We start from the raw sequence: 20,530 nt of genomic DNA on the forward strand, positions 1-20,530 counted from the left end.
GGTCCTCAGCTCAGCAGCACTCCGCGTCCAGCCCACGCGGCAGGCGCTCCCCGCCGAAGACCGCGCACGTGGCCTCGTCGCCTCCCAGCGCGGCCACGGCCAGCAGGAGCGAACCGGCGGTCCAGGAGGTCAGCTCCTCGGGCCAGACGGCCCGGTCCTCGAAGACGTAACCCGTCCAGTACAGGCCCGACTCGGGGTCGCGAAGGTGCTGGATGGACTGCAGTATCTCCAGGGCACGGTCGGACTCGCCCATCGCCCAGAGGGCCAGGGCGAGTTCGGCCGACTCGCCGCCGGTCACCCACGGGTTGGGGACCACACAGCGGACGCCGAACCCGGGGACGACGAAACGGTCCCAGCCCTCCTCGACCCGTGACTTGGCCTCAGCGCCGGTGAGCGCGCCACCGAGCACCGGGTAGTACCAGTCCATCGAGTAGCGGTCCTTGTCGAGGAACCGCTCGGGATGCCTGCGGATCGCGTGCCGCAGCGTGCCGACCGCCAACTCCCAGTCGGGCTGCGGCTCCTCGCGCTGCTCGGCGATGGCGAGGGCGCAGCGCAGGGCGTGGTGGATGGACGAACTGCCCGTCAGCAGGGCGTCGTCGACCGGAGTGCCGTCGTCCTCGCGCTTCCAGCCGATCTGGCCGCCGGGCTGCTGGAGCCGCAGGACGCATTCGATCGCCGCGTAGACGGCGGGCCACATGCGGTCGAGGAACGTGTCGTCGCCGGTGGCCAGGTAGTGGTGCCAGACGCCGACGGCTATGTACGCGACGAAGTTGGTCTCGCGGCCCCGGTCGGTGACGTCGTGGGCGTCACCGTCGGCGTACGCGGCGTACCAGGAGCCGTCCTCGTTCTGGTGGCGGCGCAGCCACTCGTAGGCGCGCTCGGCGGCCTCGTGCTCACCGGCCGCGTCCAGGGCCATGGCCGCCTCGGTGTGGTCCCACGGGTCGAGGTGGTGTCCGCGGAACCACGGGATGGCCCCGTCCGCGCGCTGCACCGCGAGGATGCCCCGCACGGTGGCGTCGGCCTCCTCCGCGGTGAGGACCCCGGGCAGGACCAGGTGTTCTGTCCGGGGGGTCGTCACTTGGCGTCCGCCGAGGCAGCGGCGGCAGCGGCGACGGGCAGGTGCGGCTTGGTCGCGTACGCCACGAAGCTCTTGCCGATCAGCGGGTTCAGCGCCTCCTCGGCGACCCGCGTGGCCAGGGGCTTCTTCATGATGTCCCAGACCAGCAGCTTGTGGTACGCCCGCACGGGCAGCGCCTTGTCGTTGTCGACGCCGAACGCGCACTTCAGCCACCAGTAGGGCGAGTGCAGGGCGTGGGCGTGGTGGGTGCCGTACGGCTTGAGGCCCGCCTCGCGGATCTTGGCCAGCAGTTCGTCGGCCTTGTAGATGCGGATGTGGCCGCCCTCGACCTCGTGGTACGCGTCCGAGAGCGCCCAGCAGACCTTCTCGGGGCCGTAGCGCGGGACGGTGACGGCTATGCGGCCGCCGGGCCTGAGCACCCGGACCATCTCGGCGAGTACGCCCTTGTCGTCGGGGATGTGCTCCATCACCTCGGAGATGATGACGACGTCGAAGGACTCGTCGGGGAAGGGCAGCGCGAGGGCGTCGCCCTCCATCGCGGTGGCGCTGGCGCCCTCGGGGGCCTCGCCCGCCTCCTTCATCGCCGCGAACCACTTGGCGACCTCGCGGATCTCCTCGGCGTTCTGGTCGAGGGCCACGACCTGGGCGCCGCGCCGGTAGCACTCGAAGGCGTGCCGGCCCGCTCCACAGCCGAGATCCAGGACCCGGTCCCCCGGGGCGAGGGGGAACCGGGAGAAGTCGACGGTCAGCACGTGGCCCTGCTTTCGCGGTTGGCGCTTTCGCGGTTTGCTTCAACTACTTCTTCGACGGCTTCGGCGCCTTCGAGCGCCGTGCGGGCGATCGCCTCGCGGTAGTGGGCGACCGTGCCCTCGGCAGCCTTGGCCCAGGTGAATCGCCGCAGTACGCGCTCGCGTCCCGCGCGGCCGAGCCGCTGCCGCAGGTCGGGGTCGCCGAGCAGCCGGCCGAGCGCGGTGGCCAGGGCGCCCGGGTCACCCGGGGGCACCGCGAGGCAGGTCTCGCCGTCAGGTCCGGCGACCTCTGGTATGGCTCCGCCGGTGGTGGCGACCAGCGGCGTACCGGTGGCCATGGCCTCGGCGGCGGGCAGCGAGAACCCCTCGTACAGCGAGGGCACGCAGGCGACCTCGGCCGAGCGGACCAGGTCGACGAGTTCGGCGTCGGAGATGCCCTTGACGAACTCGACGGCGCCTTCGAGGCCGTACCGCTCGACCGCCTGGGCGACCGGGCCCTCGGTGGGCCGCTTGCCGACGACGACCAGATGGGCGCTGGTGTGCTCGGTGCGCACCTTGGCGAGCGCCTCGACGAGGAAGACGAGTCCCTTGAGCGGCACGTCCGCGCTGGAGGTGGTGACGATCCGGCCGGGCACCTGCGGCACGGCGGAATTCGGCGAGAAGAGGTCGGTGTCGGCGCCGATGTGCACGACGTGCATCCGGTCGTCGCGCACGCCGAGGTGGTCGACGATCTCCTGGCGGGAGGTGCCGGAGACGGTGAGCACGGACGGCAGCCGTCGCGCGACCCGCTTCTGCATGCGGGTGAAGGCGTACCAGCGGCGCACGGACATCCGGCGCTGCCAGCCCTCGGCCGCGTCCAGCTCCAACTGCCGGTCGACGGTGATGGGGTGGTGGATGGTGGTGACGAGCGGGGCGCCCACGTCCCCCAGCAGCCCGTACCCGAGGGTCTGGTTGTCGTGGACGACGTCGAAGTCGCCGCGCCGGGCGCGCAGATGGCGGCGGGCGCGGAGCGAGAAGGTCAGCGGCTCGGGGAAACCGCCGGTCCACATCGTCGCCACTTCGAGGGCGTCGATCCAGTCGCGGTACTCGCCCCGCTTCGGGGTGCGGAAGGGGTCGGGCTGCCGGTAGAGGTCGAGGCTGGGCAGCTCGGTGAGGGAGATCCCGCCCGGTCCGTCGACGGGGACGGCGTCCTCGTCGAGCACGGGGTAGGGCTGGGAGCCGATCACCTCGACCCGGTGGCCGAGACGGGCCAGCTCGCGCGAGAGGTGCCGTACGTAGACGCCCTGGCCCCCGCAGAACGGGTTCCCTTTATAGGTGAGGAGCGCGATGTCGAGCGGTCGCCCGCCGTCGGCGGCAAGGTCACGTCGGGACCCCGCCCGACTGGCCTCAGCGGTCACTCCTGGCCCCCTTCTCACTGCGATTTCCCCGTGAGATTACGACGAGACGGTAATCTAGAACAAGTTTCAGAGTTGATCGTTCAAGAGGCTCTGAATCTACCGGCTGGTAGTACCGCTGTGAGAGATGGATCAGGTGATTCACGCCACGGCACCCGCCCTGGCATGCTCTGTGATCGCATATCCTCACCGACCGTCACGACTGTCACGGAACGAGAACCATGCCTGCGGAAGCCAAGGTGGAGACCAAGCTGGAGGCCAAGGTGGATGCCGGCAGCACGCGACCGGACTCGCCGCCCCTCACGGAGCGCCAGGAGGCACGCCGGCGCCGCATCCTGCACGCCAGCGCCCAGTTGGCCAGCCGGGGCGGTTTCGACGCCGTGCAGATGCGGGAGGTCGCGGAGTCCTCGCAGGTCGCCCTGGGGACCCTCTACCGCTACTTCCCCTCCAAGATCCATCTGCTGGTCGCCACCATGCAGGACCAGCTGGAGCACATGCACGGCACGCTCCGCAAGAAGCCCCCGTCCGGCGAGACGGCCGCCGAGCGCGTCGCCGAGACCCTGATGCGCGCCTTCCGGGCCCTGCAGCGCGAGCCCCACCTCGCCGACGCCATGGTGCGCGCCCTGACCTTCGCCGACCGCAGCGTCAGCCCGGAGGTCGACCAGGTCTCCCACCAGACCACCGCGATCATCCTCGACGCCATGGGGCTGGAGAACCCGACCGCGGAGCAGTTGTCGGCGGTCCGCGTCATCGAGCACACCTGGCACTCGGCCCTCATCACCTGGCTCTCCGGCCGCGCCTCCATCGCCCAGGTGAAGATCGACATCGAGACGGTGTGCCGGCTGATCGACCTGACGGCCCCGGAGCGGCGGGAGCGGGCGTAGCGCGACGGGCCGGAGCGGAACCGGAAGCGGGCACGCGCAAAGGTCGGCGAGTACACGAAAGACCAGCGGGCGCGCAAAGGGGCCGACGGGCACACGAAAAGACCTACGAGACGGGTTCCCTGCGCCGGTATTACCCGGATCAGGTGCTGGGGGTCGCCTTCCGGCCCTGTCCTGCTGCCTTCCGGCCTCTCAGCCCGACCGTCGACGTCGGCACCGGCGGATCTGCTACCTCGCGCCCATGTCGGCTACTCCGGTCGGCTCCCTCACTCGCCTCGTAGGCTGATATCTACGATAGAACACCCATACGGGAACACAACCCCCGAAAGGGATTTTTTACCTTTCAGCCCATGATCTCCAGCCCGCTCCAGCTCCGCCCGATCGCCTTCTCGCCCGCCCACAGCTCCAGCAACCGTCGGGCGTCCTCCTCCGGGGCCGCGAGGCAGACGCGCTGGGCGCCCTCGTGGGCGGTGCGGGGCTCCTTGTGGAGGGTGCCCTCGCTGCAGCAGGCGCAGTGCACCGTCAGACCGCTCGCGGGCTCCGCGCCGAAGTCGTGTGCGGCGAACAGGGCGGTGAGGGCTTCCAGGTCGGCCGGTTCGCCGGCCGCGACCGTCACCTGCAGCGTGGGCAGGTCGGACGGTTCGAAGAGGAGCAGTTCGTCGAAGACGGGGTAGGTCGAGCCGTCGACGACCCGTTCGCCGTTGGGCTGACCGTCGTGGAGGACGACCTCGCCGTAGCGGCGACCGCCGGTGACGGGGACGTTCACCACGCGGCCGCGCGTCGGGCACAGCCGCTCGATCCACACCACCTCGCGTTCGCCCCCGGTGTCCAGGCGCACACAGGCATGACCGAAGCGGCCCTCGATCTCGCCCTCGCCGTCCGGGATCTCGATGCCGAAACCGGCCCAGGCATCGCGGGCGACGGCCCACTCGCGGCGGATCGTGGCCGCGATACCGAGGTTCCAGAACGCGGGGTCGCCCTCGCCGCGCGGTGCGCGGGCGGCCGCCTGGACGCCCAGCTCGTACGCCTTGTCCCAGTTGCGCAGGAACTTGTGGCCGAGCGCGGCGTCGTACCACCACGCCGCGCTCGGCCTCACGTCCGGGAAATGCGCGAGCACCCGTTCGTAGAGGTCGGCGGCGCGCTGCCACTCCTCGGCGTCCCAGGCCGCGTACGCCTGCTCGATCAGCCCCTCGGCCTCGGATTTCCGCACTTCTCGCCGCCCCGTTCCCGCCCCGCGTGTGGTGATCGTTCGTGTGCCGACCGCAGAGCGTAGGCCCCTACTCCTCCGGCGGGAACACCGGCTCCCCGCTCCCGAGCAGGGCGATGGAGATCGCCTCCACCGGGCAGCCCTCCGCCGCCTTCAGGACGCGTTCGTGGGCATCGGTGTCCGGTTCGATGGGGTGGGACTGCATGGCGGAGTCGAGGCGGAAGGAGTCCGGGGCGAGGTGGACGCACTGGGCGGAACCGATGCAGAGGGCGCGGTCGACCTCCACGTGCCAGCGGTCGCCCATCACCCGACCCCCTTGCCCGCGGTGACACCGGCGGGCGGCTCGTAGCCGGCGGGCAGATGGATCATCTTGTGTTCCAGGTACTCGCCGTAGCCCTCGGGGCCGAACTCGCGCCCCAGGCCCGAGTTCTTGTAGCCGCCGAAGGGGCCGAGCATGTCGAGGCTGAAGGTGTTGACGGAGTAGGTGCCGGTGCGGACCTGGCGGGCGATGTCGATGCCGCGTTCGTCGTCGGCGGTCCAGACGCTGCCGCTGAGCCCGTAGTCGGAGTCGTTGGCGATGCGTACGGCCTCGGCCTCGTCGCCGTAGGGCAGGAGGCAGATGACCGGGCCGAAGATCTCCTCCCGGGCGATGCGCATGGAGTTGTCGACGTCGCCGAAGAGCGTCGGTTCGACGTACCAGCCGCGCTCCAGCCCCGCCGGACGGCCGCCGCCGGTGAGGATCTTGGCGCCCTCCTCCTGGCCGATGCGTATGTAGTCGAGGCTGCGGCGCTGCTGGCGGGCGGCGACCAGCGGGCCGAGTTCGGTGGCCGGATCCAGCGGGTCGCCGATCCTCAGCGCGGAGGCGTAGGCCGCGAAGGCCTCGGCGAACTCGTCGTAGCGGCCGCGTGGGACGAGGATGCGGGTCTGGGCCACGCACGCCTGGCCGTTGATCATCCAGGCGAAGGGGGCGATGCCGTTCACGGCGGTCTGCGCGTCGGCGTCGGGGAGGATCACGGCCGCCGACTTGCCGCCCAACTCCAGGGTGACGCGGGTGAGGTTGCGGGCGGCGACCTCCATGACGCGTTTGCCCGCGGCGACCGAGCCGGTGAAGGAGACCTTGTCGACGCCCGGGTGCCCGACCAGGTACTCGCTGACCTCACGGTCGGCGGGAAGGATCGAGAGCACGCCCTCGGGCAGCCCGGCCTCGGCGGCGATCTCCGCCAACAGGTAGGCGTCCAGGGGGGTTTCGGGCGAGACCTTCAGGATGGCCGGGCAGCCGGCGAGGAGGGCGGGGGCGAGTTTGGCGGCGGCGGTGAACTGGGGCACGTTCCAGGGGACGACCGCCGCGACCACCCCGACCGGCTCGCGCCGGACGAGGATCCGGCCGAGCACGCCGTCGCGGCGCTCCTCGTAGGTGAAGGCGCGGGCGGTGGTGATCGCCGCGTCCCACGCCATCATCGACGCGAGGGCCTGCACCATCACGCTGGAGGTGAACGGGGTGCCGTTCTCGGAGCTGATGATCCGGGCGAACTCCTCGTGGCGCACGGCGAAGGCGTCCTTGATCCGGGCGACGACCTCGATCCGCTCGTCGAGGGTCGTCCGGGGCCAGGGGCCGTGGTCGAAGGCGTGGCGCGCGGCGGCCACGGCCCGGTCGACGTCCGCGCGCGAGGCGTGCGGGACGCGGCCGATGACCTCCTCCGTGTGCGGCGAGACCACCTCGATGACGTCGGTGCCCAGGGGGTCGGTCAGCGCCCCGCCGATGAACAGCTGTCCGTGTTCCACGAGTTCGGTCATGGCCGTCGCCTCCCGGAGCCACTCTCTGACATACCGTCAGATTCGAATAGGGAACTGATACCAGTTCCAGGAGAAGGAGTCCATGTCGTGCGCCGGCCGACGGGACACCCCCGCACCCGCACACCCATCCCTGGTGGAACTCGTTCTAGTTATAGTGATTCCATGACACAGGTGACCGATCACGGCGGAGGCGTACGGTCCATCGAGGTCCCCATCCCGGACAACCCGCTCGGCCACACCCTCGTGTACGTCGTCGACACCGACCGCGGGCCGGTCCTCGTCGACACCGGCTGGGACGACCCGGCGTCCTGGGACACGCTCGCCGCGGGCCTGAGCGCGTGCGGTACGTCGGTCGCGGAGATCCACGGGGTCGTGATCACGCACCACCATCCCGACCACCACGGCCTGTCGGGGGCGGTGCGCGAGGCGTCCGGGGCGTGGATCGCGATGCACGCGGCGGACACGGCGATCGTGCGGCGCACGCGGGGGACCGGCCCCGAGCGCTGGTACTCCTACATGACGGACAAACTCACGGCGGCCGGCGCCCCCGAGGAACACCTGGCGCCCCTGCGGGTCCCGCGCCGCCCGCGCGCCCTTCCCGGGTTCTCCCCCGCGCTCCCCGACCGCGAGATCGTGCCCGGCGAACTCCTCGACCTCCCCGGCCGCCGCGTCCGCGCGATCTGGACGCCGGGCCACACGCCGGGACACGTCTGCCTCCACCTGGAGGAGCAGCACCCGGCCCAACTCCCCGGCCACGGGCGCCTGTTCTCCGGCGACCACCTCCTCCCCGAGATCAGCCCGCACATCGGCCTCTACGAGGACCCGGACGACGACACCGTCACCGACCCCCTCGGCGACTACCTCGACTCCCTCGAACGCGTCGGCCGGCTCGGCGCCGCCGAGATCCTCCCCGCCCATCAGTACGCGTTCACCGACCCGGCGGCACGTGTAGGGGAGTTGCTGGCCCACCACGAGTCCCGCCTCACCGACCTGCTCACCCTCCTCGCCTCCCCCCTCACCCCGTGGCAACTCGCCGAACGCATGGAGTGGAACCGCCCCTGGCCCCAGATCCCCTTCACCTCCCGCAACATCGCGGTCTCCGAGGCGGAGGCCCACCTACGCCGCCTGGTGAAACTGGGGCGAGCGGAGGCGGTGGCCGGGGGCGAGCCGGTGCGGTATGTGGCGGTGTGAGGGGGCGGTGGGCGGCTGGGTGTGATGGGTGGAGGGCCGGTGGGCGGTGGTGGGTTAGTGAGGGCTGGTGGTCATCGGTGGGCGAGGGCCGGTGGGCGGTGGGCGGTGGTCGATTGCTGAGGTTCGGTGGGCGGTGGTCGGTGGCTGAGTGCCGGTGGTCATCGGTGGGCGAGGGCCGGCGGGCGGTTATTGAGGCCCAGCGGTGGCCCAGGGCCTGAGGACGAAGGGCCGACCGGCGGTGGCCACTTGCCGGAGGCCGAGCCGGGCGGCGGGCGGCGGCCGAGCGCCGGCGGTCGGCAGGGCGGCGGGGGCTGCGGCCGGTGTCAACCACGGCCTTCAGGAAGGGGTTCGCCCAGGCTGAGGTGTTGCCCAGTTCCCCCCTGCTATGCGGCGCCCTCGTCCTCCAGACCCCCGCCCCCTCAGGCCACCGTTCCCGGCGCCGCGAGGTGGAGGATCAACTTCTCCGCCGTGCCCATGAGTTCCACCTCGCGCGCGGTCATCGTCGGGGTGGCCGTCCGGCGGTGTTTCGCCTCGGTCAGGTTGTTCTTCGTCAGGTCGGAAGGGCCGTCGGGCTGGTGGGTGAGGAGGGAGGCGAGGGTGGCGTGGGCCAAGGGGGCGCGGGGGTCGGACTCGTCGACGGCGACCTGGGCGAGGATCATCGCGGAGACACCCCAGTCGAGGCCGGGCGGCCCCTCCTCGGCGTTGTTCCAGTCGATGACCCGCGGGCCGTGCGGGGTGAGGACGACGTTCTCGGGGTGGAGGTCCAGGTGCAGGACCCGGGACGCGGGGCGGTGCCGGGGCGGGAGGGTGTGGAGGGTGTGCAGGAGTCGGGCCAGGGTGGCGCCGGCCGTTGTCGGGTCGATCGAGCCGGCGGCGCAGGCCTCCAGCAGGGTCGGGCCGGTCAGGCGCTCCAGCACCATCTCCGTGCGGGTCGCCGAGCGCACGCGCGGAACGGGGTAACCATGGCTCCGCACGTACTCCATGACCTCGGCCTCGGCGGCCGCGTCGCCCCACTCGTCCCGGTAGCGCCGCAGCACCCAGGCCCCACCGTGTCCGGTATGTCTGTCGGCTCCGTCACGGTCGGCCCGGCCGCCGGGGGCACCCACCCCGGTGTCCGCGACGAGGTCACCGTGACCGTGCGGTCCGTACTCGCCGTCGTCGGCGAGGAGTTCGTACACGTCGGCCGTGCGGCCCGCGCCCAGCAGTCTCCCCGTACGCATGGCCCGAACCTATCGCGCCCCACGGGCGACCCTCAGAATCCCGGCTACCGGCAGGTAGAGTGACCGCGTCGTCATCACACCCGTACAGGGGGAAGCCGGTGCAAATCCGGCGCTGACCCGCAACCGTGAGCCGGCCTCGACAGGGGCGGCAAGTCGGACTGCCCTGTGCGGAATCGTGACCGGCTCGCGTCACCGGCGGTCCGCCGGTGCACGGCACCGTCGAGGAATGCGGAGCCGAGCCGCCCGGCGCTTCGCCGTGCCGCCCGGCTCCCCGTCAGGGAGAGGCAGCCGCCGATCATGAATGTCCGCCGCAGCGCCGCGGTCGTCGCCGTACTGGCCGTCACATCCGGAATGGGCACCGGACTCGGCACCGGACTCGGTCTCGGCCCCGCGTCGGCCGCCTTCGCCGACGACACGGCTCCCGAGGCGTCCACCGCTCCCTCCGCCGCGCCCTCCCAGGCGTTCCCCACCGGTCTGTACGGAACCACCGACCCGACGTACGACGGTGTCTGGCGGCAGTCCCTCACCCTGCTCGCCCTGGACACCGTGGGTGAGAAGCCCGGTGCCGGGGCCGTGGACTGGCTCGTCGGGCAGCAGTGCGCGAACGGGGCGTTCGCGGCGTACCGCGCCGACGCGACCGCGAAGTGCGACGCCAAGACGCCTCTCGACACCAACAGCACGGCCGCCGCGATACAGGCGCTCGCCGCGGTCGGCGGGCGGGACGCCGAGGCCGGTCGGGCGGTGCGGTGGCTGAAGGACCACCAGAACGAGGACGGCGGCTGGGGCTACACCGCGGGCGGGCCCAGCGACGCGAACTCGACGTCCGTCGTGATCGGCGCGCTGGCCGCCGTGGGTGACGCCCCCGAGAAGCAGCGGAAGGACGGCAACTCCCCCTACGACGCCCTCCGTTCCCTCGCCCTCCCCTGCGGCGACGGGGAGACGGGCGGCGGCAGCGGTACGAAGGACGGCGGGGCCTTCGCCTATCAGCCCGACAAGAAGGGCGGCCTCGCGGCGAACGCCGACGCCACGGCCGCCGCGGTGCTCGGCAGCCTGGGCGAGGGGTTCGTGGTCGAGGCGGGGCGCGGCGAAGGGAAGGGCGCGGCCTCGTTCGACGACTGCGCCCCGGGTGACGCTCCGGAGGATCTCGCGCACAACGGGGCCGTCCATCTGGCCGGCGCCCTCACCGCCGACGGCTATCTGAGGTCCTCCCTGGCGGGTGCGGAGGACCAGCCCGACCACGGCAACACCGCCGACGCGGTCGTCGCGCTCGCCGCCGCCGGGGATCTGGACGCGACCGGGAAGCCGCTCTCCTGGCTGCGGAAGAACTACGGGGTGTGGGCGGCCAAGGCCGGGCCCGCCGCGTACGCCCAGCTCGTCTTCGCGGCGCACGCCTCCGGCGGCGACCCGCGTGACTTCGGTGGCGCCGATCTCGTGGCCCAGCTGCGGGAGACCGGTCCGGCCGGTGATGTGGACGACTACTCCTCGGTCCCGCACGAGGACACGGCCGCCGGGGACGAGGCGGGCGAGGGTCTCGGGGCGGGTGCGTGGTGGGGGATCGGGCTCGGGCTGGTCGTGGTCGCCGCCGTCGTCGGGTTCGTGCTGATGCGGGTCGGCCGGAAGCGGCCGGGGGCATGACCGGGCGTCGGAGGGGTGCCGCGCGAGGGTCGGCCGCCGTGGCGCCACGGGGCGCGGTCCGGCCGTCGTGGGGCGCGATGCTCGCGTTGCTGGGCGGGCTGCCGCTCGTGCTGGGGACGTCGGGGCAGGCCCAGGCCGCCGCGTACCGGTACTGGTCCTTCTGGGAGCGGGACGGTTCCGCCTGGGCGTACGCCACGCAGGGGCCGTCGACCGCCCGGCCGACGGACGGGGCGGTGCAGGGCTTCCGGTTCGCCGTGAGCCGCGACTCGGCGGACGCGGTCCAGCCGCGTGGCGCCGCCGACTTCGCCTCGATCTGCGGGGACACGGCCGCGCGGGACGGGGAGAAGCGGGTCGCGCTGGTCATCGACTTCGGTACGGCGGCGGACGCGCCGGAGGGTGAGACGCCTCCGGCGGCGCGTACGGCCTGTGCGCGCGTGCCGGACGACGCGACCACGGCCGAGGCGTTGGCGTCCGTCGCGAAGCCGCTGCGCTATGACACGAACGCGCTGCTCTGCGCGATCGGGGGTTATCCGGGGAAGGGGTGTGGGGAGGCGGTCGGTTCCGACGCCGGATCCGACGCCGGTTCCGCCTCCGACGACCGTACGGACGCCCCGAGTTCGTCGGCCGGGGGCGCCGCCGAGGAGGAGTCGGGGCCGTCCGTCGGGTTGTCCGTGGGTGCGGGTCTGGTCGCCGTGCTGGGGACCGCCGCGGTGTGGCGGGCGCGGCGGCGCCGGGGGTAGGGCGGCGCGATGCGGTGGTTCACAGGGCGTCCGGAGTCGGTTCCGGGCCGGGGCGGGTCCCGCGACTCGGCGGTACGAGGTGCCGCCGCGCCGACCCCTGCCGTCCCGGCGGCACGACTGCCCGGGGCCCGGACGGCGCCCCGGACGGCGGGAGAGGCCGTCCCTGCGGCGCGACACCGCAGGGACACGGGGTGGCGACGGGCCGGGGTGCATCCCCTCGCGTGGTGGGGCTGGGCGCTCGGGCTCGGGACCGCCGCGTCGCGTACCACCAACCCCCTGCTCCTGGCTCTGCTCATCGCGGTGGCCGGATACGTCGTGGCCACGCACCGCTCCGACGCCCCCTGGGCCCGCTCGTACACCGCGTTCGTGAAGCTCGGGCTGGTGGTGCTGGGCGTTCGGCTGGTGTTCGCGGTCGCGCTGGGGTCGCCCGTCCCCGGGACGCACACCCTGTTCGCGCTCCCCGAAGTGCCGCTTCCTGCCTGGGCGCAGGGGATCAGGCTGGGCGGTCGGGTGACGGCGGAGGGGCTGCTGTTCGCGCTGTACGACGGGCTGCGACTGGCCGCCTTGTTGATCTGCGTCGGCGCCGCCAACGCCCTGGCCGATCCGGCCCGCCTCCTCAAGTCCCTCCCCGGCGCCCTGTACGAGGCCGGTGTGGCCGTCGTGGTGGCGATGACGTTCGCGCCGCATCTGGTGGCCGACGTCCAGCGGTTGCGGGCCGCGCGGCGGCTGCGGGGCCGGCCCGACCGGGGCCTGCGGGGGCTGCTGCACGTCGGACTCCCGGTCCTGGAGGGCGCGTTGGAGCGGTCGGTCGCCCTCGCCGCCGCGATGGACTCGCGCGGCTACGGCCGTACCGCCGAGGTCCCGGCACCCGTCCGCCGTACGACCGCCGCGCTCACGCTCGGTGGACTGCTCGGCGTCTGCGCGGGAACGTACGGCGTGCTGACCGCCGAGGGCGGCGGCTACGGTCTGCCCGTGCTGCTCGCGGGAGTCGCCGCCGCGCTGGCGGGACTGCGGCTGGGCGGGCGTCGCTCACCGCGCACCCGCTACCGCCCCGACGTGTGGGGGGTGCGGGCGTGGCTGGTGGCCGGGTCCGGGGTGGCCGTCGCCGGGCTGCTGATCGTCTCCGCCGCGTACGACTCCGCCGCCCTGCACCCCGGCGTCGTGCCCCTCACCTCCCCCGACCTCCCCCTCCTGCCCGCCGCCGCCATTCTGCTGGGCCTGCTCCCCGCGTTCGCCGTACCCGCGCCGACCGCCGCCCCGCCCGAGGAGAAAACCCCATGATCCGCTTCGAGGACGTGTCCGTGACGTACGACGGGGCGGCCGAACCCACCGTCCGGGGCGCGGACTTCGAGGTCCCGGAAGGTGAACTCGTGCTGCTCGTCGGGCCGTCGGGGGTCGGCAAGTCGACCGTGCTCGGGGCGGTGAGCGGGCTCGTGCCGCACTTCACCGGGGGCACGCTGAGCGGCCGGGTGACGGTGGCCGGGCGGGACACCCGTACGCACAAGCCGCGTGAACTCGCCGACGTGATCGGCACGGTGGGCCAGGATCCGCTGTCGCACTTCGTGACGGACACGGTCGAGGACGAACTCGCCTACGGGATGGAGTCGTTGGGGCTCGCCCCGGATGTCATGCGGCGCCGGGTGGAGGAGACGCTCGACCTGCTGGGTCTCGCCGACCTCCGTGACCGTCCCATCGCCACGCTCTCCGGCGGCCAGCGCCAGCGTGTCGCGATCGGGTCCGTCCTCACCCCGCACCCCCGGGTGCTCGTCCTCGACGAGCCGACCTCCGCGCTGGACCCGGCCGCCGCCGAGGAGGTACTGGCCGTGCTGCAGCGGCTCGTCCACGACCTGGGCACGACGGTGTTCATGGCCGAGCACCGCCTGGAACGCGTCGTCCAGTACGCCGACCAGGTCGTTCTGCTGCCGGCCCCGGGCGCCCCGCCGGTCCTGGGCACCCCGGCCGAGGTGATGGCCGTCTCGCCCGTGTACCCGCCGGTGGTGGACCTGGGCCGCCTGGCGGGCTGGTCCCCGCTGCCCCTGACGGTCCGGGACGCCCGCCGCCGGTCGGGGCCGCTGCGGGAAACCCTCGCCCTGACGGGGCGCGGGGAACCGCGCGATCAGCCACGGCACACCCGCACTCCGCTCACCGCGGAACGCCCCGCGCTCTCCCCGGCCCCCCGATCCCCCCTCCTGCGGCGCCTCCTCCTGCGGCGCCTCCTGGGCAAGCGCTCCCCCCTCCTGCGGCGCCTCCTCCTGCGGCGCCTCCTGGGCAAGCGCTCCCCCGTTCCAGCCCCCTCGTCCCCCGCCGCCCCGGCGACGGTCACGGCCCTCTCCGTCCACCGCGGTCGCGTCCACGCCCTCACCGACGTCACCCTCACCGTCACCCCCGGCGAGACGATCGCCCTCATGGGCCGCAACGGCGCGGGCAAGTCCACGCTGCTGTCCGCGCTGGTCGGGCTGGTGGAACCGGCGGCCGGTTCGGTGCGGGTGGGCGGGCTGGTCCCCCATCGGACGGCGCCCTGGGACCTCGTGCGCCGCGTGGGCCTCGTACCGCAGGAGCCCCGTGACCTGCTCTACACGGACACGGTCGCGGCGGAGTGCGCGGCGGCGGACCGGGACGCGGGCGCCGAACCGGGCACGTGCCGGGCCCTCGCCCGCGAGCTGCTGCCCGGGATCGGGGACGACACGCACCCGCGCGACCTGTCGGAGGGGGAGCGGCTGGCCCTCGCCCTGGCGGTGGTCCTCACGGCCCGTCCGCCCCTGCTCCTGCTCGACGAACCGACCCGGGGTCTCGACTACGCGGCCAAGGCCCGCCTGGTCACGCACCTGCGCGCCCTCGCGGCCGACGGGCACGCCATCGTCCTGGCCACGCACGACGTGGAACTGGCCGCCGAGCTGGCCCACCGCGTGCTGATCCTCGCCGACGGCGAGGTCGTCGCCGACGGCCCGACCGCCGAGGTGGTCGTCGGCTCCCCGTCCTTCGCCCCGCAGGTCACGAAGATCCTCGCCCCGCAGACCTGGCTGACCACGGCCCAGGTGCGACGCGCCCTGCGAGCGACGGCTGCGACCGCCGGGCCGGAGGAGCACCGATGAGCAGCCCCTCCCTCCGTCCCCGTCCCCGCCCAGTGCCCCTCTCCCCTCGTACCGTGGCCGCCCTCCTCCTCGTCAGTGCCGTCGGGGCCGCCGCGTTCGCCTGGCCCTTCTTCGCCGACCCCGGTTCGCAGGTGACCGCGCACGCGAAGGACGCGCCCTGGCTGTTCGCCGGGCTGCTCGTGCTGCTGGTCGGCGTCGTCGGCGCGACGCTCTCCGAGGCGGGGCTCGGGGCGAAGGCGGTGGCGATGCTCGGCGTGCTCGCGGCCGTCGGCGCGGCGCTGCGCCCCATCGGGGCCGGGACCGCCGGGATCGAGCCGATGTTCTTCCTCATGGTGCTCAGCGGCCGTGTCCTCGGCCCGGGCTTCGGCTTCGCCCTGGGCGCGGTGACGATGTTGTCGTCCGCGCTGCTCACGGGGGGTGTGGGCCCGTGGATGCCGTTCCAGATGCTGGCGATGGGGTGGTTCGCGATGGGCGCCGGGCTGCTCCCGGGCGCCCGTCGCCTGCGCGGCCGCGCCGAACTCGCCCTGCTCGCCGGTTACGGCTTCGTCGCCGCCTTCGCGTACGGCACGATCATGAACCTCTACGGCTGGCCCTTCATCGACACCCTCGCCTCGGCCATCGCCTACGACGCGGACGCGGCCCCGGCCGCCAACCTCGCGCGCTTCCTCGCGTACTGCCTGGCCACGTCCCTCGGCTGGGACCTGGGACGCGCGGTCGTCACCGTCCTCCTGACCCTGCTCCTGGGCGCCCCGGTCCTCAAGGCGCTGCGCCGGGCCACCCGCAGGGCGGCCTTCGAGAGCGCGGTCACCTTCACCCCGCCCGACCGGTGACTCTCCGACGGCGAGCCACTCACCGTCCGTCGCGCGAGCCGTGAACCACCCCACAGGGCCCACGTCACATACGAACGGGCCTCGTAGATCGAAGTGCTTGGCATGCACGCGGCCTTACCGGCGCTGACCTGGGCTTTGAGAGCCACGTCACAGAAGGGTCCTTGCGCGCGGATACGGCCACAACTAGCAAAAGGGGTCATTGCGGACGGCCGCTCCGGCTGTTTCTCTGGATGAGTCGCAACGGCGCCGACGTGCCCACCCGGGCCTCGGCGCCGACGTACGCCCCCACCGCACCTCATGTGGTGAAGGCATGCCCGCGACGACCACGTCCCCGAAGAAAAGGATCCCCGTGACCCTCTCCGCTCTCCGCCGCATCGCCTCCCCGAAGAAGGCCCTCGCCGGTGCCACCCTGGCCGTCGCCGCCACCGGTGCCCTGCTCGCCGCCGCGCCCGCCCAGGCCGCGTCGGAGGCCTCTCAGGCCCAGGCGGTCGCGAAGAAGATGATCGGGGACTCGGCGCAGTACAAGTGCTTCTCCCAGATCGTCGACCACGAGAGCGACTGGGACGTCAACGCGACGAACGCGTCCTCCGGCGCCTACGGCCTGGTCCAGGCGCTCCCCGGCTCCAAGATGGCCTCGGCCGGCTCCGACTGGCAGACCAACGCCGCCACCCAGATCAAGTGGGGCGTGGACTACATGAAGGACCGCTACGGCAGCCCCTGTGGCGCGTGGAACTTCTGGCAGGCCAACAACTGGTACTGATCCGACCCGAGCGGTACCACCGGCGCGGCATGGCGCCGACACAGACCGAAGGCGGCGGCCCCCGATCCCCGGGGCCGCCGTCTTCGTGTCGGACGGCGCGTCCCTGGGCCACCGTGGGACATCGGCCTCATCCGCCGCTCGACGTGCCCGCCCCGCACGCGTCCCCGGATTCCCCGTCCGGCAGGTAGAGCGCCTGCTCCTGCTTGGAGAGGTCGCGGTGGACGGCTCGGCAGATGTCATCGATCGCCTCCGCGGGCAGGGGCAGGTCGACGTCCCACAGCCGGAGCCGGTCGCCGTGGTCGCCGACCGCGAGGGTGCGGCCGTCGGGGCTGAACGCCAGCCTCGCCGCGACGCCGGGGAAGGTCGCCCGGGCGTACCTGGTGGTGGTGTCCCACAGCCGTACCGTGCCGTCCCCGGCCGTGGCGAGCGTCCGGCCGTCGGGGCTGAACGCCAGCGCGACCGGGCCCTGTTGGAGGCTGACGCTGAGCGTGGCGTCGAGGTCTCCGGTGCCGGTGTCCCACAGCCGTACCGTGCCGTCGAAGCCGGCCGAGGCGAGGGTGCGGCCGTCCGGGCTGAAGGCCATCGACTCCACCTGCCGGAACATCATGGCCGGGTCGTCCCGTGCCCCTGCGGGCGTGGCGCTGCCGGCCGGTTCCGTGAGCGTGCGGCGGACGCGTCCGGTGGCGGGATCGCGCAGCCGGATCTCCGCCTCCTGGCCCCCGGTGGTGGCGAAGAACTCGCCCGTGGGGCTGAACGCGAGCGGCGCGCCCTCCTCGGCCTTGGGGAGTTCGGCGCGGGGGCGCCCGGTCCGGGGGTCCCACAGGACCAGGCCCTCGCCCACGGTCACCAGGGTGCGGCCGTCCGGGCTGAACACCATCCCGTTGACGAACCGCACGGGGAGAGTGAGCCGCGGCCGGCGGGTGCGGACGTCCCACAGCTGGGCCCGGGAGTCGGTGGTGAGGGCGAGCGTCCTGCCGTCGGGGCTGAAGCGGACCTCCCCCACATGGGTCGGCCCCTCGTCGAGCACGGCGCGCGTGCGCCGGGTGGCCGTGTCCCAGAGCCGCACCGTGCCGGTCATGTCCCAGGGGTCGTCGGACATCCGGACGCTGCTGGTGGCCAGGGTCTCGCCGTCGGGGCTGTAGGACACCGACTGCAGGTCGCCGCCGGGGACGTCCAGCGTGGCCCGGGGACGGTTCGCGCCCACCTTCCACAGCCGGATCCCGACGTCACCGCCGCCGAAGGTGTCGGCCTCGTTGCCCGTGGCCAGTTCGCGCCCGTCGGGATCGAACGCCACCGACATGACGGGGCTGGTGTGGCCGGTGAGGGTGGTGTCGACACGGCCGGTGGCGAGGTCCCAGAGGCGTACCGTGCCGTCGTAGCTGCCGGCGGCCAGGGTCCTGCCGTCCGGGGCGAACGCCATGGACTCGACCCTGCTGCTGGCGCTGGTGAGGGTGGTCCGCTGTCCGCCGTCGGCCACGTCCCACAGGTGGACGGTGCCGTCCTCGGTGCCCGTGGCCAGGGTCTTCCCCGCCGCGTCGAAGGCCAGGGAACTGACCACACCGGTTCCGCTCCTGAGGGTGGAGAGCACTTTTCCGGTGTCCAGGTCCCAGAGTTGTGCGGTGCGGTCGCGGGTGCTGGTGGCGAGGGTGCGTCCGTCGGGGCTGAACGCCACCGCCATCTCGTGCCCGGTGGGGCCCTTCAGGGTGGTCGCGACGCCGCCGTCGGCCACGTCCAGCACCTGCCCGCCCTCGGCCACGGCGAGCGCGCGGCCGGCCCGGTCGAAGCCGACGGCCGCCATGTTGTCCTCGTCGGGATCCCGGAGGGCGACCGTGGCCCGCACGCGTCCGGTGTCCAGGTCCCACAGCCGCGCGTCGTCACCGTGGCTCGTGGCCAGCGTCCTGCCGTCCGCGCCGAAGGCCACGGTGCGGACGAGGTCGGGGTCGTCCGCGTCCGCGCGGCCGTCGAGCACCTTCCGGGTACGTCCGTTCCCCGTGTCCCACAGCCGTACCGTGCCGTCGTAGCCGCCGCTGGCGAGGGTCTTCCCGTCGGGGCTGTAGACCAGCGCGGACACGGTCGCGCTGTGTCCGGTCAGCCGGCGTTCGAGGGGGACGGCCGCGGCGGCGTACAGACTCCGGGTGGCCTCTCTGGTGGGGCTGGTGCGGTACGCCTTGATGGCCAGCAGCGACGCGAGGTCGGTGTCGCTGTCCAGCAGGGCGGCGGACTGCGCGGCCAACTGGCGGGAGAGACCTTCGCGTTGGGCGTCCAGGGCGCTCTGGCGTTGCCAGTAGGCGACGGCGGTGGCGGTCAGGGCGAGGGCGAGGAGGCAGGCCAGCGAGCTGACGAGGACGCGCAGCCGGCGGGTGGTGCGGGCCTCGGCGCGCTCCTCCTGCTCCAGCGCGCCGAGTCCGGCCGCGAGGAAGGCGGCCTCCTGGTCGGTCAGGTCGTCGGTGTGACCCGGCCCCGCGAAGTACTCCCGGGCCCTGGCGAGGCGGCTCCCCCGGTACAGCGCGCCCGCGTCGCGGCCCAGCTCCTCCCAGGAACGGGCGGCCTCGGTCAGTTGCCGGTGGGCGCGCAGCCGGTCCCGGTCCTCCTCGATCCAGCCGCGCAGCCGGGGCCAGGCGGTGATGAGCGCCTCGTGGGCGAGGTCCACGGTCGGGCCGTCGAGGGTGAGGAGGCGGGCCCGGGTGAGCGCCTCCAGCACCCGGGCGACCTCCTCCCGTCCGGCGCCCGTGGTCTCCAGCTCGGCCCGTTCGGCGGGCCGGCGGGTGTCGGGCGTGCCGTCCCCGGGCGAGATGAGCCGCAGCAGCACCCGGCGGGCGGTGGCCGCCTCGCTCTCGGTGAACCGGCTGTGGACGTCCTCGGCGGTCTTGGCGATCGCCCCGTCCAGCCCGCCGGCCGCCTCGTACCCGGCGAGGGTCAGGGTCTTGCCCCGGCGGCGCCGCCAGGTTTCCAGCAGGACGTGCGACAGCAGCGGCAGCCCGCCGGGCGCGTCGGTGATCTCCTCGACCAGCCGGGTGGTCAGCGCCCGCTCCACGGTCAGTCCGGCGGCGGCGGCCGGCTTGACGACGACCTCGCGCAGCTCGGCCGGACTCATCGGCCCGGCCAGCAGGTTGGCGTCGCCGAGCGCCTCGGCCAGCGCGCGGTGCTCGGCGCACCGGCCGTAGAAGTCCGCGCGCACCGCCAGCAGCACCCGCAGCCCGCTCTCCGGTTCGCGTGCGGTGAGCAACAGGTCGATGAACCGGGCGCGTTCGGCGGGGTGGTGGCAGAGGGTGAAGACCTCCTCGAACTGGTCGACGACGACGAGCGTGTCACCCCCGCCGGTGCCCCCGCCGGTGCCCCCGCCGGTGCCGCCACCGCCGCTCACCTCCCGCAGCAGCTCGTGGGTGCGGGCCAGTTGATCGCCGGGGGTCAGGATCCGGATCGCGGACGGGCGCAGGCCCGGTTCCTCGGACTCCCGGAGGACGGGGATCAGACCGGCGCGCAGGAGGGAGGACTTGCCGATGCCGGAGGGTCCGAAGACCGCCGCGAACCGTCGGCGGCGCATCAGGTCCACGAGATCGGCGGTGAGGCGGTCCCGGCCGAAGAAGAGGCCGCTGTCACCGGTCTCGAATCGGGCGAGACCCCGGTACGGCGGCTCCGCGACCGTCGCGTCGTCGTCCGGGTCGAACGCGGCGGCCTCCTCGACCGCCTGGTGCCACCGGACCTCCCACTCCGCCGGGTCGCCCCCGCACGCCCGTACGAAGGCCAGGGCCACCGGCAGGGTGGGCAGCTGCTCGCCGCCCGCGGCCTGGGAGAGGGTGGTGATCGAGTAGCCCGCCCGTTCGGCCATCGCCCGGTAGGTGAGGCCGCCCGCCTCGGTCCGCAGTTTGCGCAACTCGAACGCGAACCGTTGTACCGGCCCGGCCCCCGGATCGACCGGCACCTCACGACGACCCGCCACCGCGCTGTTCCCCTCCCAC

General features: G+C 73.4%; 16 protein-coding genes and 1 riboswitch. Of the genes, 8 read left to right on the forward strand and 8 right to left on the reverse strand.

The annotated features are described in order from the left end of the window. Positions 1-10: 10 nt before the first annotated feature. The 3 genes from RM704_RS27945 to RM704_RS27955 are packed head-to-tail and all read right to left on the reverse strand — an operon-like array spanning position 11 to position 3,224. Positions 11-1,078 (reverse strand): prenyltransferase/squalene oxidase repeat-containing protein, encoded by a 1,068-nt coding sequence (locus RM704_RS27945; RefSeq protein WP_033527341.1) that lies wholly within the window; start codon positions 1,076-1,078, stop codon positions 11-13. After that, positions 1,075-1,830, reverse strand: a complete 756-nt coding sequence (locus tag RM704_RS27950; protein ID WP_033527340.1) for a class I SAM-dependent methyltransferase — start codon at positions 1,828-1,830, stop codon at positions 1,075-1,077. Before RM704_RS27950 ends, RM704_RS27945 begins: the two co-directional genes overlap by 4 nt. Beyond that, a complete protein-coding gene (locus RM704_RS27955) occupies positions 1,824-3,224 on the reverse strand; it encodes a glycosyltransferase family 4 protein (RefSeq protein WP_033527339.1) in 1,401 nt (466 codons plus the stop codon). Before RM704_RS27955 ends, RM704_RS27950 begins: the two co-directional genes overlap by 7 nt. A 218-nt stretch (positions 3,225-3,442) precedes the next feature. On the opposite strand from RM704_RS27955, the gene RM704_RS27960 reads away from it, so the two are divergent. Next, a complete protein-coding gene (locus RM704_RS27960; protein ID WP_033527338.1) occupies positions 3,443-4,105 on the forward strand; it encodes a TetR family transcriptional regulator in 663 nt (220 codons plus the stop codon). A 340-nt stretch (positions 4,106-4,445) separates the two neighbouring features. Here the strand turns inward: RM704_RS27960 and RM704_RS27965 are convergent, their stop codons facing one another. The 3 genes from RM704_RS27965 to RM704_RS27975 form a co-directional block, all read right to left on the reverse strand. Beyond that, the gene (locus RM704_RS27965) at positions 4,446-5,312 is read right to left on the reverse strand and encodes a tetratricopeptide repeat protein (protein WP_033527337.1); all 867 of its coding nucleotides are present in this window, start codon (positions 5,310-5,312) and stop codon (positions 4,446-4,448) included. Positions 5,313-5,379: 67 nt separating this feature from the next. Continuing rightward, entirely contained in the window at positions 5,380-5,613 is a 234-nt protein-coding gene (locus tag RM704_RS27970) for a ferredoxin (RefSeq protein ID WP_033527336.1), read from the reverse strand. Then, a complete protein-coding gene (locus RM704_RS27975; RefSeq protein ID WP_033527335.1) occupies positions 5,613-7,103 on the reverse strand; it encodes an aldehyde dehydrogenase in 1,491 nt (496 codons plus the stop codon). The genes RM704_RS27970 and RM704_RS27975 overlap by 1 nt, the downstream gene beginning before the upstream one ends. Positions 7,104-7,265: 162 nt before the next feature. Here RM704_RS27975 and RM704_RS27980 point away from each other — a divergent pair, with 162 nt between their 5' ends. After that, entirely contained in the window at positions 7,266-8,294 is a 1,029-nt protein-coding gene (locus RM704_RS27980) for a Strvi_7410 family MBL fold metallo-hydrolase (RefSeq protein ID WP_033527334.1), read from the forward strand. 419 nt (positions 8,295-8,713) lie between these two features. Here RM704_RS27980 and RM704_RS27985 read toward each other — a convergent pair whose 3' ends face one another. Further along, positions 8,714-9,514 (reverse strand): phosphotransferase, encoded by an 801-nt coding sequence (locus RM704_RS27985; RefSeq protein ID WP_033527333.1) that lies wholly within the window; start codon positions 9,512-9,514, stop codon positions 8,714-8,716. Between the two features lie 90 nt (positions 9,515-9,604). Next, a riboswitch (cobalamin riboswitch) is annotated at positions 9,605-9,689 on the forward strand. A gap of 122 nt (positions 9,690-9,811) precedes the next feature. Here RM704_RS27985 and RM704_RS27990 point away from each other — a divergent pair. The 6 genes from RM704_RS27990 (at position 9,812) to RM704_RS28015 (ending at position 16,571) form a co-directional block, all read left to right on the forward strand. Next, complete coding sequence (locus tag RM704_RS27990) at positions 9,812-11,149, forward strand: SCO2321 family membrane protein (RefSeq protein WP_033527332.1); 1,338 nt, start codon at positions 9,812-9,814, stop codon at positions 11,147-11,149. 77 nt (positions 11,150-11,226) lie between these two features. Beyond that, positions 11,227-11,889, forward strand: a complete 663-nt coding sequence (locus tag RM704_RS27995; protein WP_033527331.1) for an SCO2322 family protein — start codon at positions 11,227-11,229, stop codon at positions 11,887-11,889. 207 nt (positions 11,890-12,096) lie between these two features. Then, complete coding sequence (locus RM704_RS28000) at positions 12,097-13,170, forward strand: CbiQ family ECF transporter T component (protein ID WP_033527330.1); 1,074 nt, start codon at positions 12,097-12,099, stop codon at positions 13,168-13,170. After that, complete coding sequence (locus tag RM704_RS28005; protein WP_052146019.1) at positions 13,167-14,981, forward strand: ABC transporter ATP-binding protein; 1,815 nt, start codon at positions 13,167-13,169, stop codon at positions 14,979-14,981. Before RM704_RS28000 ends, RM704_RS28005 begins: the two co-directional genes overlap by 4 nt. Continuing rightward, complete coding sequence (locus RM704_RS28010) at positions 14,978-15,811, forward strand: ECF transporter S component (protein WP_033527329.1); 834 nt, start codon at positions 14,978-14,980, stop codon at positions 15,809-15,811. The genes RM704_RS28005 and RM704_RS28010 overlap by 4 nt, the downstream gene beginning before the upstream one ends. A 310-nt stretch (positions 15,812-16,121) precedes the next feature. Then, entirely contained in the window at positions 16,122-16,571 is a 450-nt protein-coding gene (locus tag RM704_RS28015) for an aggregation-promoting factor C-terminal-like domain-containing protein (protein WP_107072288.1), read from the forward strand. A 127-nt stretch (positions 16,572-16,698) separates the two neighbouring features. Here the strand turns inward: RM704_RS28015 and RM704_RS28020 are convergent, their stop codons facing one another. Beyond that, complete coding sequence (locus RM704_RS28020) at positions 16,699-20,511, reverse strand: nSTAND1 domain-containing NTPase (protein WP_033527327.1); 3,813 nt, start codon at positions 20,509-20,511, stop codon at positions 16,699-16,701. Between the last annotated feature and the right edge of the window lie 19 nt (positions 20,512-20,530).

Origin of the sequence: Streptomyces gottesmaniae, assembly GCF_031845845.1 — a bacterium.
GTDB classification, from domain to species: Bacteria; Actinomycetota; Actinomycetes; order Streptomycetales; family Streptomycetaceae; genus Streptomyces; species Streptomyces akebiae.